Genomic DNA, 13,973 nt, shown 5'->3' on the forward strand with positions numbered 1-13,973 from the left:
CCACCCGGGTTTCCATCCCTGAGCTGGAGCTGGTCCACGTGGGCAGTACGCGATCTCCGCTATAGAGTCGGTGCCATGCCGGGTTCACTGCTGGGTACCGAGGTCCGCCGTGTCGAAGATCCGGAGCTGCTTCGCGGTCAGGGCAGCTATGTGGGCAATCTCCAGTTCGAGGGCGCGCTGCACGTGGCGTTCGTGCGCTCCCCGTTCGCGCACGCGCTGATCACCGCGATCGACACCACGGAGGCCGCGAAGGCCTCCGGGGCCGTCGCCGTCTACACGGCCGAGGATCTCGGGCTGCCGTCGTTGCCGGCGTTCCTCGAAGTCAACGCGCAGTGCGTGCGGTATCCGCTGGCGTCCGACCGGGTGCGGTTCGTCGGTGAGCCCGTGGCTGCGGTCGTGGCCGAGTCGGCGGTCGCCGCGGCGGACGCGCTCGAACTGGTGGACGTCGACTACGAGCCGCTGCCCGCGGTCATCGACCCGGAGCAGGCGCTTGACCCCGATGCGCCCACTCAGTTCCCGGAGCTGGGCTCCAACATCGCGACCGGAGCCCGCGACGCGGACGACGAAGTGCTGGCCGGGGCCGACGTGGTGGTGCGCGCTCGGATCGAGAACCAGCGTCTTGCCGTCGCCCCGATGGAGGGCAACGCGATCGCGGCCCTTCCCGGTGATGGCGACTACGACGCGACGGTGTACGTCTCGACCCAGATGCCGCACGGGTTCCGCGCGGCCGTGTCGAAGGTGTTCGGCTGGGAGACCGACCGGGTCCACGTGGTGACCCCGCATGTGGGTGGCGGGTTCGGCGGCAAGGCGGGGATCATCGCCGAGCACGCGGTGGTCATCGAGGCGTGCCGGCGGCTCGGACGGCCCGTGCGGTGGACCGAAACCCGTTCCGAGAACCTGCAGGCGATGCCGCACGGCCGAGGTCAGGTGCAGTTCGGCGAACTCGGCCTGCGCTCCGACGGCACCATCGTCGGCCTGCGCGCCCGCGTCATCGGTGACACCGGTGCGTACGCGGGCTTCGGCGGCGGGCTCGCGCTCGGGCCGACGCGCACCATGGTGCAGGGTGTCTACGACATCCCGAAGCTCAGCTACGCGGGCATCGCCGCGCTGACGAACACCACGCCGATGGGCGCCTTCCGCGGTGCCGGGCGCCCGGAGGCGGCCGCGATGCTGGAGCGGCTGGTGGACCTGGCCGCGGCCGAACTGGACATCGATCCGGCCGAACTGCGCCGGCGTAACTTCCTGAAGCCGGACCAGTTCCCGTACACGACGCTGACCGGCGCGAGCTACGACACCGGTGACTACGACCTCCCGCTGCGCGAGGCGCTGCGGATCGCCGGGTACGAGGACCTGCGGGCCGAGCAGGCGCGGCGGATCGAAGCCGGGGAGAGCGCGCTGCTGGGCATCGGGATGTCGGCCTATGTGGAGATCACCGGGGGCGGCGCGGGCGAGTTCGCGGCGGTCGAGATCGACACCGACGGCGGCGCGCGGATCAAGGTCGGCACCTCCGGGCACGGCCAGGGGCATCCGACGGCGTTCTCGATGCTCGTCGCGGACGCGCTGGGCATCCCGCTGGAGCGGGTGCGGTTCCTGCAGTCGGACACCGCCGAGGTGCCGCGCGGTGGCGGGACCGGTGGCTCGCGTTCGCTGCAGTTGGGCGGCAGTGCCGTGCACGAGGCGGCGGAACTCGTGTTGCGGCGGGCGAAAGAACTGGCCGCGTCCAAACTGGAGGCCGCGGTCGACGACATCGTGCTGACCGAGGACGGAACCCTTGGCGTCCAAGGTGTTCCGACGGCGACGATGACGTGGGCGGAGCTGGCTTCGGTCGCACAGGAGGAGGGCACGCCGCTCGCCGAGTCCACGGACTTCAAACCGGCCGGGGCGACCTTCCCGTTCGGCGCGCACGTTTCCGTCGTCGAAGTCGACACCGAGACGGGGTATGTGAAGCCGTTGCGCCACGTGGCGGTGGACGACTGCGGCCGCGTGCTGAACCCGCTGCTCGTGCGAGGACAGCAGCAGGGCGGCGCGGTGCAGGGGATCTCGCAGGCGCTGTGGGAGCAGGTCCTCTTCGACGAGGACGGCAACCCGGTGACGGCCTCGTTCGCCGACTACCTGGTTCCTTCCGCGGCCGACGTGCCCGATCTCGAAGCGTCCAACACGGAGACTCTCTCGCCACGGAACCCGTTGGGCGCCAAGGGAATCGGCGAATCCGCGACGGTCGGTTCGACGCCCGCGGTGCAGAACGCGGTGATCGACGCGGTGCGGCATCTCGGCGTGCGGCATATCGACATCCCGGCCACCCCGCAGCGGGTATGGCAGGCGATCCAGGCCGCCCGGTCAGGCGAACCGACCGACCCCTGGCGCGAGCCCCCCGCGGCCTTCGACACCCTCCCGATCCGCGAAAGCGCCAAGTCCGAGGACGCCGACGAAGCCGTCGCCTAACCCCGAGATCTACGTTCGAGACGCCAAGTTCGACGTTCAAGACGCCGAACTCGACATTCAGAACGGTCAGCTCGACATCCGCCGGCTCGCTTCGACCCGTTCGAGTCGTGCGAGCCAGTGGTCCCGCACGTCGGCAGGCGCCGCCACATTCTCGGCCAGGTCCGGCTCCGGCGCAGTCCTCGGCACCGGCAGGTAACCGTCCGCAGGGGACAGCTCCGCGCTGGTGACATCCCCGGTCAGCAAGGATCGTGTCCCAAGCCCGCACGCGAACTCCAGCGAAGGCAGCGCCCCGGCGAGTGCGAGCCCCGCCGCCAGGCCGACACTCGTCTCCACCGCGGACGAGACCACGCAAGGCAGCCCGCATGCCTCGGCCACCTCGAGCGCCCTCCGCACACCGCCGAGGGGCGCGACCTTGATCACCGCGACGTCCGCAGCGCCGGCGACGGCCACTTTCAACGGATCCTCGGCCCGCCGGATCGACTCGTCCGCGGCGATGCGCACCCCGACCTGCCGCCGGACGGCGGCGAGGTCCTCGATGGACGGGCAGGGTTGCTCGACGTACTCCAGCCCGCCGGCGGCCCGGTCCAGTTCGCGGATCGACTTCACCGCGGTATCGACGTCCCAGGCCATGTTCGCGTCCACCCGGATCGCACCACCCCGACCGAGCGCCGAGCGGACCGCGGCGACCCGATCGCAATCGTCCACAAGGGACGAACGGGGATCGGCCACCTTGACCTTCGCGGTGCGGCAGCCCGAGGCGACCACCAGTTCGTGCGCCCGCTCCGGCGAGACGACCGGAACCGTGGTGTTCACCTCGACCCGGTCGCGCACCGGCGCCGGCCAGCCGACTTCGCTCGCCTCCACCGCCGAGGCCAGCCACGGGGAGCTTTCCGCGTCCGAGTAGTCGGCGAACGGGCAGAATTCGCCCCACCCCGCCGGCCCCCGCAGCAGCACACCCTCCCGGACGGTGATGCCGCGGAACCGGTTGTGCAGGGGGATGGCGTACACGAGGCGCATGGCGCCCATTGTCGCAGCCGTTCAGCTCAGCGCGTGCAGCACAGCCGCGGCGAGCGCGGTGCGTTCGAGCATGCCGGTGACACTGATGTGCTCGTGCCGCGCGTGCGCGCCATCGCCGACCGCGCCGAACCCGTCGAGCACGGGAATCCCGAGCGCGGCGACGAAATTGCCGTCGCTCGCGCCGCCGACCGAACACTCGCGCAGGTCGAGGCCCACTTCGGCGGCGAGCACGCGAGCGCGTTCGTAGAGGCCGGCTGTGGTCTCCGTGCGCTCCATCACCGGCCGGTTCCAGCCGCCGGACACGGTGAGCGTCGCGCGCGGGTCGTGCGGGCGCAGGTCCGCCAGCGCGCGGTCGATCCGCTCGGCCTCCTCCTGGCTCGCGACCCGGACGTCAAGCTGGGCGCTCGCCTTGCCGGCGGCCACGTTCGTGCCTGTCCCGCCTTCGAGCAAGCCGACGTTCACCGTGGTGCCCTTGCCGAGGTCGGACAGTGCGTGCAGGTACAGCACGACGCGCGCGATCTCGTCGATCGCGCTGCATCCCTTTTCCGGGTCGAGACCGGCGTGCGCCTCGATGCCGGTCGCGTCGACGCGGAAGATGCCGACGCCCTTGCGGGCGGTCTTGATCGCGCCGTCCGCGCTCGCCTCGAGTACCAGCGCCGCCGCCGCGCCCGCCGCCTCCGCCTCGATCACCGGACGCGAGGACATGCTGCCCGTTTCCTCGTCGCCGGTGAGCAGCAAGCGGATCGGCGGGCGTTCGAGCCCCGCCGCGGAAAGCGCTTTCAGTGCCCATACGGCATGCACGAGACCGGATTTCATGTCGAAGATGCCTGGCCCGGTGCCACGATCGCCGTCGATCCGGAACGGGATTTCGGCGAGCGTGCCCAGCGGCCAGACCGTGTCGTAGTGACACAGCACCAGGACCGGCTTCTCGCCGCGACCCGGGTAGTCGCGCACCTCGATGTCGCCCCGCGCACCGCCGTCGACCCGGTGGAGCCGCTGGGGCTCGCCGAGCCGCTCGTCGAGCCAGGAACCCAGCCACGCCAATGTGGAGTTCAGGGAATCCTTGTCACTGCTGGGAGATTCGAGCTCGACGTACGCCCGCAGGTCCGCGAGCATGTCGCCCCGATGCCCGGTTACCCAGTCCAGCAACGCTTTCATATCCGTCTCCTTTAGTCTTCGAAGGCGTGCAATGCGCGACCGAGTCGCTCGCCCTCTTCGAGGCGATCGCTGCCGCAATAGCCGACGGCGCCGAGCGTGAGCGCGAGGGACAGGCTGCTGACCGCGGTCATCGATGCCCATGCCCCGGGAGCGTTGAGCGAGACCCGCAGGACGAGCTTCGCGTGTGCAGCAAGCGAAGGGCTGCCGTCGTCGGTGATCAGCAGGATCGGTACGTCCCGGGCGGCGAACAGCCGTCCGATTTCGGCGGTGCTCGCGCTGTAGCGCCGGAAGGTGAGCGCCACCAGCAGGTCACCGGCGCGGACGTCGAGCAGTGCTTCCGGCTCGTGCAGGGCGGTGGGGCCGAGCTTTCGGACGCGATCGCGGACGCGGTTGAGCGAGTAGGCGAGCATCTCGGCCGGCGGCTGCGAAGCGCGGCCGCCGACGACCCAGATAGTGCGAGCTTCGGCGATCATGCGGGCGGCGCCGTCGAGCAGATCTTCGGGCAGGCCACGCAGCTGTTCGAGGTTCCGCAACTCGCGCTCCCACAGCAAAGCGAAGCGGCCTTCGCCCTGCGCGGGGAGGGCAGGTGGCGCGAGCGCGGTGCGCAGCTCGTGGCGGACCTCGTCCTGCAGGCGTGGATAGCCGTCGAAGCCGAGCCGTTGCGCGAAGCGCGTGATACTCGCGGCGCTCACGGAGAGGCGTTCGGCGATTTCGGCCGCGCGCAGGAACGGGACTTCGTCGCGGTGGTGGAGCAGGTACTCCGCGATGAGCCGGTCGGTTTTCGACAGGTCGTCCGCCCGTTCGCGGATCCGTTCGGCCAGCACGCCCGCTCCGTAAGATCGATTGCAGTGAAGTCGATGGTCGCAATCGATCTTTCGAATTGCAAGTGCTCAGTGCCTGGCGAGGTCGGTTTCGATGGCGTGGGCGGTCCGTACGAGTTCGGGCACGTCCTCGTGCACGGCGATGCCGGGGGTCAGGTCGGGGCGCACGAACACCTCGATCGCTGCGACGACCTTGCCCTGCCGGTTGCGCACGGGCGCGGCGACAGCGCCTCCGAGTAACGCCCAGCCACGGGCCCGTACGTGTTTCAGGTCGTCACGCAGGTCCGTCTGGTCGGGATGGGCCCGCAGCCGTCGCTCGAACTCGTCATCGGGAACTCCGGCGAGCAGGACGAACCCTGACGCGCTTTCCCACGCGTTGAACCGCGTGCCGACCGTGGTCGCGTCACGGCGGAAGCCTGGGAGCACGGCCAGTTGGAACACGTCGTCGCCGTCGAGGACCGCGAGCGACGCCGTCGCGCCGAGTGCGTGGGCGAGTGACTGCAGATGCGGCTGTGCCAGGTGAGGCAGCGCGAGGGTGGACAGGTAGGCGCAACCGAGTTCGAGTGTGCGCGGGGTGAGCCGGTACGCCCCGCCGTCACCGCGGACGTAGCCCAGGTCGGCCAGGGTCGACAACATGCGCCGCGCCGTTGCCCCATCGAGGCCGGTCTTCCTGGCTACCTCCCTGGGAGCCAGCGACGGATGGGCGGCGTCGAAAGCGCGGAGAACGGCGAACGCGCGCGCCACCGACTGGACGAAATGCGGGCCGCGGCCCGCGGCTGGGGTGTCCGACATCGTCGAGGACCCTTCCACCGCACCACGGGATGTGCGTCTGCCGAACATGCTACCGCCATGTTTCGTGCGTCCGGGCCGGCGGGTATATGCCTGTTTCGTCGACATGAAAGGGCGAACCGGCACCGCGCATCAAGCGATCAGCGGCGCTGAGCGCGGTCAAGCCCGCCGGCGCCTGAGGCAAGGAAAGGAGAATCGTCGTGGCGAACGAACTCGCCGGGAAGCGCGTCGCGTTCATGGTGGCGCCTGAGGGGGCCGAGCAGGTCGAACTGACCGAGCCGTGGCGGGCGGTGCAGGAGGCGGGCGGGCGGCCGGCGCTGATTTCCACCAGCGGCGGCAAGATCCAGGCTTTCAACCATCTCGACAGGGGGGACACGTTCCCGGTCGACCATGTGGTCACCGACGTCTCGGCGGACGATTTCGACGCTCTCGTGCTGCCGGGCGGCGTGGCCAACCCCGACTTCCTGCGCATGAACGCGTACGCGGTGCGCTTCGCCGGCACGTTCTTCGCGCAGCACAAGCCCGTCGCGGCGATCTGCCACGCGTCGTGGACCCTGGTCGAGGCGGACGTGGTGCGTGGCCGGCGGATGACCTCCTGGCCGAGCTTGCGGACGGATCTGCGCAACGCGGGTGCGGACTGGGTCGACGAGGAAGTGGTGGTGGACAACGGTTTCGTGACCAGCCGCAAACCTGACGACCTGCCCGCGTTCTGCGGGAAACTGGTCGAGGAGTTCGCGGAGGGTAAGCATCGCGAGCAGGCGACGAGCGCCTGAAGCTCACGCCATGAGCGCCGCCAGCGCGATGGCGTCGTGCGGTGCTCGCACCTCGGCGTCGTTGTCGAAGTAGACGTAGGCGTCGCGACGGCCCGCCTGCCAGGCGCGGATCTTCCCGGCCCACGACCGCAGGGCCACATCGCTGTACCCGCTCGCGTACAGCTCCTCCGCGCCGTGCAGGCGGACGTAGACGAAATCAGCCGTGACTTCCTCCAAAGTAAGCCAGGTGCTGGCGGAATCGGAGACGACGGACGCGATCCCGTTGTCTCGCAACAGCTCGGGGAACTCCGCGGTCTGGAAGCTGGGGTGGCGGACCTCCAGGGCGTACCGCAGCGGCCGGTCGGGGCCGGCATCCGTATGCGGTTCGCCCTTGACCTTGTCGTCGTGCTTCTTCGCGAGTTCGGCGGCGGCGCGCGTGGTTCGTGGGAGCAGCGCGAAGAAGTTGGCGAGCCGCCCCGGCTCGAACGCGAGCGTCGGCGGCAGCTGCCACAGGATCGGGCCCAGCTTGTGCCCCAGCGCCAGCACGCCGCTCGCGAAGAAGTTCGCCAGCGGCACTTCGACGCCGACCAGCCGCTTCATATGCGTGATGAACCGGCCGCCCTTGACCGCGAACACGAAGCCCTCCGGCGTCTGCGCGGACCACGCCCGGTACCGCTCGGGCCGCTGCAGCGAGTAGAACGAGCCGTTGATCTCGGCCGTGTTCATCCGGGCCGAGAGGTACTCCAGCTCACGCCGTTGCGCGAGGCCGCGCGGGTAGAAGGTGCCCCGCCACGCCGGGTACCGCCAGCCCGAAGTGCCGATCCTCAGCTCACCGATCGCACCCTCCTCAGTCCCATGAGAACCGCCAATGGCGCTTGTGTACCAGACTTGCCGCGTACTCGCGCAGGTTGCCCGGCTGGCCCGAGAAACTCCGCACCGAGAACGCCCTGTGCTCGGCCGCGACCACGAGCGCGCGTCCCTGCAGCCGTGGCGGCGCGGCGACCGAAAGCTCCAGCTCGTCGAAGCCCAGCACGACGAGCGTCGCGCCGAACCGGTCCTCCCAGCTGCGCAGCACCGCCGACACGGCCGCGACCTGGTCGGTGGACTTGATCATGCCGGTCCAGCCGAGCGTGGCCGGGACGTCCGCCGGCCGCTCGACGGCGACCAGGCCGAGCCGGTACATGCCGCGGCGCGCGAGAATCGAGCCGGTGTTGCCCGCCTCCGCGAGCGGATCCACCCTCAGCTGCGATTTTCTTGCCAGACCGGGGAAGTTCGCCCCGTACGGGCGGAGGCAGCCGGTGCCGCCGGCGCAGCAGAACGGATCCCACCAGCGGGCGAGCGTCTGGCCGACGTCGACCGTTTCGATCCGGTGCACCGCCGGGCCCAGCCGTCGGCGGTCGTCCACCCAGTCCTCCCCGGTGGCCGCGAACCGTTCGTCGTGCGGGACGAGCACGGGCCACAGGCCGGTGCGCTCGAACGCATCGATGCAGTCCCGGTATTGGCCGGGCTCGGTCAACGGCTCGTCGGACAGCCAGATCGGGCCGTGCCAGTGGCCCGCGGGCAGGTGCAGGCCCGGCAGCGTCTCGAATGAAGCGGCGGTGGTCATCGATTCCCCTCGCGACTAGATGGTGCCAACGCGTCCGAACACTAGTTCGAGGGTACGACATTTTCGGGCCGCCGCCGACGGGCGTACCAGAGCAGTGCCAGGACCAGCAGCCAGCCGCCGCTGACCGCCGTGGAGATGGGCAGCAGGAGGAACAGCCAGTGCCAGGCCAGCACGGCCGCGATCCCGAAGAGCAGGCAGAAACCGGTGGTCAGCGGTAGTGCGGCAGACCTGCGGGCGGCCACGAGCACGGGCAGCCCGGCCAGTACGACGGCGGCTACGCCGTACAGCGACTGCGGGCTTCCGGCGGAGAGCCAGAGCGCGAACCAGATCAGCCCGGGCAGCGCGCCGACCACGAAAACCACCCACAAGAGATGCCGTGCGATGCGCTCGATCGTCTCGCGGTCGGACTGGCGGGCGACGAGGAACGCGCTGACCGCCAGGACCGCGAACCCGACGACGACCGCGACCAGCAGGGCCGGGACCGCGCGCTGGAACCCGTTCGAACCGAGGAAATGGGCACTGCCGAGCCCGCTGATCACCCCCGCCACACAGGCGGCGATCAACGCCGTCACGTACCGCGGCACCAGTGCTGTCGTGGGCAACCGGTGGCGCAGATGCTCGGTCACGCCCCCAGGATTGCACGCCCGGCGTGACCCATGCGTGGACCGCGGTGCTGTTTTCGAAGCGGCGTTCCGCCACCCACACCGCGGCGCGTACCAAGCTGGAACGGTCGTCAACCGAGCTCGCCGGACAGGAAGGCGTCCGCGTCGCGAATCGTGTACGCGTACCCCTGCTCCGCCAGGAAACGCTGGCGATGGGCCGCGTACTCCGCGTCGAGTGTGTCCCGTGCGACCACCGAGTAGAAATGTGCCTGCCGCCCGTCGCCTTTGGGGCGCAGGAGCCGGCCGAGCCGCTGGGCTTCTTCCTGCCGGGAGCCGAACGTGCCGGACACCTGGATCGCGACCGAGGCCTCGGGCAGGTCGATGGAGAAGTTCGCGACCTTCGACACCACGAGCCGGCCGAGTTCGCCACGGCGGAACGCGTCGAACAGGGCCTCGCGTTCCTTGTTCTTCGTCGAGCCCTGGATCACCGGCGCCTCCAGCGCGGCACCCAGCTCCTCCAGCTGATCGAGGTACGCGCCGATGACCAGCGCCGGCTCACCGGGGTGCTTGTCCAAAATGGACCTGATCACCGCGTTCTTGGTGTGCGCGGTCGAAGCGAGCTTGTACTTCTCTTCCGCCTCGGCCGTCGCGTAGCTCAGCCGCTCGCTGTCGGTCAGCGTCACGCGCACTTCGGTGCATTCGGCGGGCGCTATCCAGCCCTGCGCCTCGATATCGCGCCACGGCACGTCGTACCGCTTCGGCCCGATCAGCGAGAACACATCGCCCTCGCGTCCGTCCTCGCGCACCAGCGTCGCGGTGAGCCCGAGGCGGCGGCGCGACTGCAGGTCCGCCGTCATCCGGAACACCGGCGCGGGAAGCAGGTGCACCTCGTCGTAGACCACCAGGCCCCAGTCTCGCGTGTCGAACAGTTCCAGATGCCGGTACTCGCCCTTCGTCTTGCGGGTGATGACCTGGTAGGTCGCGATCGTGACCGGGCGGATCTCCTTCTTCTCCCCCGAGTACTCGCCGATCTCGTCCTCGGTCAGCGAGGTACGCGCGACCAGTTCGCGCTTCCACTGCCGGCCGGCGACGGTGTTGGTGACCAGGATCAGCGTGGTCGCCTGCGCCTGCGCCATCGCGGCCGCACCGACCAGCGTCTTGCCCGCGCCGCAAGGAAGAACGACCACGCCGGAGCCGCCCGCCCAGAACGCGTCCGCGGCCCGCCGCTGGTAGTCGCGGAGCGCCCAGCCCTGCTCGTCGAGCGCGATCGGATGCGCCTCACCATCGACATAGCCGGCAAGGTCCTCGGCCGGCCAGCCGACCTTGAGCAGCGCCTGCTTGAGCCGGCCGCGCTCCGACGGATGCACCAGCACCGTGTCGTCGTCGATGCGCGCGCCCAGCATCGGGCTGATCTTCTTGTTGCGCAGCACCTCCTCCAGCACGGCCCGGTCGGTCGTGGTCATGACCAGCCCGTGCGCCGGGTCGTTGGCGATCTGCAGCCGGCCGAACCGGCCCATCGTGTCGACGATGTCGATGAGCAGCGGCTGCGGCACGGGGAACCGCGAGTGCGAGGTCAGCGCGTGTACGACCTGCTCGGCATCGTGCCCGGCGGCGCGCGCGTTCCACAGCGCCAGCGGGGTGATGCGGTAGGTGTGCACGTGCTCGGGCGCGCGCTCGAGTTCGGCGAACGGCGCGATCGCGATCCGGGCGTCCTCGGCCTGCCCGTGGTCGACCTCGAGCAGCACGGTCTTGTCGGACTGAACGATCAACGGGCCATCTGTCACGCCCTCCTTTATACGGCCTGCCCGAACCACGTGGTCAGCGCCCGCGTGACGGGGCCTTCACCGGACCAGCACACGACTCCGTCCGGACGGAGTAGCAGCGCTTCGTAGTCCTCGTCGGCTTTCGCGCGCACGACGTCGACTCGGTCCGCCCAACCTGACGGCCACTCGTGCTCGCCCAGGTCGAGGAGCAGGCCGCGACCGGAGCGCAGCAACTCGGCCAGCCGGACCGGGCCCTCGTCGGTGACCAGGTCGAAGTCGGGCACCCGGCCGGGCGCGTCGAGCCCGGACATCATCCCGGCGAGGTACCGGTTCGTGTCGGAGGCGCATGAGGTCGGTGAAAATGTCGCGCAGCGCCGCCACGTCACCGCTCGGGCCGGGATTGGCGAGCACGCGTTGCGCCGAGGTGTGGTGAAGCACGCGGGCAGCGGGTGGATGCCGCTCGTCGTGGTAGGTGTGCAGGATGTCGACCCGCCCGGCGATCTTCGCGGAGAGCTTCCAGCCGAGGTTCATCGCGTCCTGCACGCCGAGGTTGAGGCCCTGGCCGCCGAGCGGTGGGTGGATATGCGCGGCGTCCCCGGCGAAGAACACGCGGCCCTGCCGGTAATGCTCGAGTTGCCGGGTGGCGTCACCGAAACGGGAGTGCGTCAGTACCTCGGCCAGGCGGGTCTGCTCACCGTAGATTGCGGTGAGCGCGGTCTGGACTTCGCGTTCGGGCCCGAAAGTGAAGCGGAATCTGTCCCCGCCGATCGGCATGAGCATGCCCCAGTACTCGCCGGCCTCCCGGACGAGCGAGCTGATATGCCCGGACTCGCGCGGCACCAGATCAGACGCCGACGACAACCGGATGTCGGCGAGCACCGCGCGGTACGTGCCATCACGTCCCGGGAACGGCATGCCGAGGAGCTTGCGGACGGTGCTGTGCGCGCCGTCGCAAGCGACGAGGTAGCGCGCGCGGAGGCTCGCCATACCCGCGGTGATGGTGACGCCCTCCTCGTCCTGGTCGACGGCGGTGACTTCGTGCCCGCGCAGCACCTGGATTCCCGCAGCCCGTTCCAGCTCCTCTTCGACCATCCACTGTGGAATCGAAATGGGGTTTAGATGCCTGGTGCGCCAAGGCTTCGCGTCCACTGGTACCGGCAGCAGCGCGAAGTGCCCACCTTCGGTTTCGCGTGGTACGGCGCGGGCCAGTATCGGGTCGAGCAGCCCGCGCATGTCCAGCAGCTCCGCGGTGCGGGGCTGGATCGCGCCGCCCTTGGTCTGCTCCATTCGCTCGTCCAGCCGCTCGACGACGGTCGTGCGCACCCCGGCCAGCGCCAGTTCATGGGCCAGCGTCAGCCCGGTCGGGCCCGCTCCCACGATGACTACGTCCATGATCTCCCCTCAGTACAAAAGTAGACTGAGTGCAAAGTAGCACCAGGTGTTAGCATGGGCAAGTGAACCTGCGCGAACGGAAGAAGTCGCGAACCCGCGAGACGATCTCGAACACCGCCATCGACTTGTTCTTCGTGCACGGGTACGCCGAGGTGTCGATCACCCAGATCGCCGAGGCCGCAGAGGTTTCGCGCCGGACGCTGTTCACGTACTTCCCGGCCAAGGAGGACCTGGTCGTGCACCGGTTCGCCGACCACGAAACCGAGGCGGCGCGCGTGGTGCGCGGCGGGCAGGCACGGCCGCTGGCCGCGCTACGGGCGCATTTCCTCGAAGCCCTGCGCGATCGCGACCCGATCACCGGGCTGTCCGACCGGCAAGAGGTGCTCGAGTTGTACCGGCTGGTGCGGGAGACGCCCGCGCTGATGAACCGGATGCTGGCGTTCAACGAATCCGGGGAGCGCGCGCTGGCGGACGCCCTGCGTGAGAAGGTCGAGGTGACGCCGCTGGTGGCTTCGCTCGCCGCGGCGCAGATCGCCGCCGTGCGCTGGCGGCTCGCCTTGACGAACAACGCCCGTGTCTCGGCGGGCTCGACCGCCGACGAGGCCTATCCGGTCGCCGTGGACGAGGCCGAGCAGGGCTTCCAGCTGCTGGCCGAAGGCCTGGAAGCGGTTCTCTAGGCGCGGGGGAGCAGGGAGGGGACGTCCAGGCGGTTGGCGAGCAGACCGGTGCTGTGCATGAGGTCGGCCACGCGTTGTAGCCGTACGCCGCTGAGCGAGGTCGGGTACTGGCCCAGCGAGATCAGCGCCGCGGTGGTCGCGTCGATGCCGCCGATGCTGGGCAGTGCCTGCCGCACCAGGGCCTGGTCGGCCGCCCGCTGCTGTGCGTCGGCGAGCACGCGGCGGAAGGTGGCGAGCGTGCGCTGGTTGGCCCGCGCGAACAGTCCGCCGGCCGCGTAGGCCGAGACCGGGAAGTTCGCCGTCGCGCCGCGCGAGGAGTCCGCCAGCACTCGCGCGCCCAGTTGCTGCTGCGCCCTCGTGATGTATGGCTCCGGCATCATCGCCGCGTCGGCGGAGCCGTCCCGCAGCGCGGCCGGCATGTCCGCGTACGAGCGGGTGTGGAACTTGATCTTCGTGGGGTCACCGCCCGCGGTCGCGAACATCGACCGCGCGGCGAGCGCGCCCAGACCGTTCTCCCCGGCTACCACGATCTTCGGGGCCTTCTTGCTCGCCAGATCCGTGTAGTCCGAGCCCGGCAGCGTCACCAGCGCCATCGTGTAAGGCGCCGAGGTGTAAGCCTCACCTTGAAGTTGCAGTGCGGTGCCGTGGGCCGCGGCGGTGAACAGGGCGACGTCAGTGGCGAACGCCACATCCAGCTTGCCGGCCGCCAGACCGTCGAGCCCGGCGTGGGGAGTGGGTTCCTCGACGAGGTCGACGCGCAGCCCGGCCCGGGTGAACGAGCCGTCGGCGACGGCCATCCGCAGCGGCGCGGTATCGATCGGGTTCCCAACGCCCACCCGCAGCTCCGTGCGTTCCAGCCCCGCGGCCGGTGCCGGCTGCCCGCTCCCGAGGGGATTGCTGCACGCGGTGAGCAGACCGAGGCCTGCGACCAGCAAGATCGCTACTCTTCGCATT

Annotated in this window: 13 protein-coding genes and 1 pseudogene; 3 read left to right on the forward strand and 11 right to left on the reverse strand. The window is 70.0% G+C overall.

The window, feature by feature from the left end:
* Positions 1-75: 75 nt before the first annotated feature.
* Positions 76-2,442 (forward strand): xanthine dehydrogenase family protein molybdopterin-binding subunit, encoded by a 2,367-nt coding sequence (locus FG385_RS06665; RefSeq protein ID WP_139095722.1) that lies wholly within the window; start codon positions 76-78, stop codon positions 2,440-2,442.
* 66 nt (positions 2,443-2,508) lie between these two features.
* Here the strand turns inward: FG385_RS06665 and FG385_RS06670 are convergent, their stop codons facing one another.
* The 4 genes from FG385_RS06670 to FG385_RS06685 form a co-directional block, all read right to left on the reverse strand.
* Positions 2,509-3,459: an o-succinylbenzoate synthase gene (locus FG385_RS06670; RefSeq protein WP_139095723.1), complete on the reverse strand. Its 951-nt coding sequence runs from the start codon at positions 3,457-3,459 to the stop codon at positions 2,509-2,511.
* Positions 3,460-3,480: 21 nt separating this feature from the next.
* Entirely contained in the window at positions 3,481-4,617 is a 1,137-nt protein-coding gene (locus FG385_RS06675) for a M20 family metallopeptidase (protein WP_139095724.1), read from the reverse strand.
* Positions 4,618-4,628: 11 nt separating this feature from the next.
* Positions 4,629-5,441 carry a MurR/RpiR family transcriptional regulator gene (locus FG385_RS06680; protein ID WP_139095725.1) on the reverse strand — a complete coding sequence of 271 codons (813 nt, stop codon included), beginning with the start codon at positions 5,439-5,441 and terminating at the stop codon, positions 4,629-4,631.
* Between the two features lie 66 nt (positions 5,442-5,507).
* Positions 5,508-6,230, reverse strand: coding sequence for a helix-turn-helix domain-containing protein (locus FG385_RS06685; RefSeq protein ID WP_235022420.1), 723 nt, complete (start codon positions 6,228-6,230; stop codon positions 5,508-5,510).
* 191 nt (positions 6,231-6,421) lie between these two features.
* On the opposite strand from FG385_RS06685, the gene FG385_RS06690 reads away from it, so the two are divergent.
* Entirely contained in the window at positions 6,422-7,000 is a 579-nt protein-coding gene (locus tag FG385_RS06690) for a type 1 glutamine amidotransferase domain-containing protein (RefSeq protein WP_139095727.1), read from the forward strand.
* A gap of 3 nt (positions 7,001-7,003) precedes the next feature.
* Here the strand turns inward: FG385_RS06690 and FG385_RS06695 are convergent, their stop codons facing one another.
* The 6 genes and pseudogenes from FG385_RS06695 to FG385_RS06715 all read right to left on the reverse strand — a co-directional run.
* Positions 7,004-7,801, reverse strand: coding sequence for a DUF72 domain-containing protein (locus FG385_RS06695; protein WP_139095728.1), 798 nt, complete (start codon positions 7,799-7,801; stop codon positions 7,004-7,006).
* Positions 7,802-7,826: 25 nt separating this feature from the next.
* Entirely contained in the window at positions 7,827-8,585 is a 759-nt protein-coding gene (locus FG385_RS06700) for a DUF4253 domain-containing protein (protein ID WP_139095729.1), read from the reverse strand.
* A 41-nt stretch (positions 8,586-8,626) separates the two neighbouring features.
* Positions 8,627-9,211, reverse strand: a complete 585-nt coding sequence (locus FG385_RS06705) for a DUF4175 domain-containing protein (RefSeq protein ID WP_139095730.1) — start codon at positions 9,209-9,211, stop codon at positions 8,627-8,629.
* Positions 9,212-9,318: 107 nt separating this feature from the next.
* The gene (locus FG385_RS06710) at positions 9,319-10,971 is read right to left on the reverse strand and encodes a DNA repair helicase XPB (RefSeq protein ID WP_139095731.1); all 1,653 of its coding nucleotides are present in this window, start codon (positions 10,969-10,971) and stop codon (positions 9,319-9,321) included.
* An 8-nt stretch (positions 10,972-10,979) separates the two neighbouring features.
* The gene (locus tag FG385_RS35415) at positions 10,980-11,264 is read right to left on the reverse strand and encodes an aromatic-ring hydroxylase C-terminal domain-containing protein (RefSeq protein WP_327436818.1); all 285 of its coding nucleotides are present in this window, start codon (positions 11,262-11,264) and stop codon (positions 10,980-10,982) included.
* Positions 11,265-11,439: 175 nt separating this feature from the next.
* A pseudogene (locus FG385_RS06715) lies at positions 11,440-12,342 on the reverse strand (FAD-dependent oxidoreductase); the annotation flags it as partial.
* A gap of 62 nt (positions 12,343-12,404) precedes the next feature.
* On the opposite strand from FG385_RS06715, the gene FG385_RS06720 reads away from it, so the two are divergent.
* Positions 12,405-13,019, forward strand: coding sequence for a TetR family transcriptional regulator (locus FG385_RS06720; RefSeq protein WP_139095732.1), 615 nt, complete (start codon positions 12,405-12,407; stop codon positions 13,017-13,019).
* Here FG385_RS06720 and FG385_RS06725 read toward each other — a convergent pair.
* Positions 13,016-13,972 carry an ABC transporter substrate-binding protein gene (locus tag FG385_RS06725; protein ID WP_139095733.1) on the reverse strand — a complete coding sequence of 319 codons (957 nt, stop codon included), beginning with the start codon at positions 13,970-13,972 and terminating at the stop codon, positions 13,016-13,018. The two genes, FG385_RS06720 and FG385_RS06725, sit on opposite strands and share 4 nt — an antisense overlap.
* Position 13,973 lies beyond the last annotated feature (1 nt).

It is taken from the genome of Amycolatopsis alkalitolerans (assembly GCF_006152065.1).
Lineage (GTDB): Bacteria > Actinomycetota > Actinomycetes > Mycobacteriales > Pseudonocardiaceae > Amycolatopsis_E > Amycolatopsis_E alkalitolerans.

Coding starts and splice junctions, on each gene's coding strand:
- FG385_RS06665 (WP_139095722.1), top strand. CDS start 76: ATGCCGGGTTCACTGCTGGGTACCGAGGTCCGCCGTGTCGAAGATCCG.
- FG385_RS06670 (WP_139095723.1), bottom strand. CDS start 3,459: ATGCGCCTCGTGTACGCCATCCCCCTGCACAACCGGTTCCGCGGCATC.
- FG385_RS06675 (WP_139095724.1), bottom strand. CDS start 4,617: ATGAAAGCGTTGCTGGACTGGGTAACCGGGCATCGGGGCGACATGCTC.
- FG385_RS06685 (WP_235022420.1), bottom strand. CDS start 6,230: ATGTCGGACACCCCAGCCGCGGGCCGCGGCCCGCATTTCGTCCAGTCG.
- FG385_RS06700 (WP_139095729.1), bottom strand. CDS start 8,585: ATGACCACCGCCGCTTCATTCGAGACGCTGCCGGGCCTGCACCTGCCC.
- FG385_RS35415 (WP_327436818.1), bottom strand. CDS start 11,264: ATGATGTCCGGGCTCGACGCGCCCGGCCGGGTGCCCGACTTCGACCTG.
- FG385_RS06725 (WP_139095733.1), bottom strand. CDS start 13,972: ATGCGAAGAGTAGCGATCTTGCTGGTCGCAGGCCTCGGTCTGCTCACC.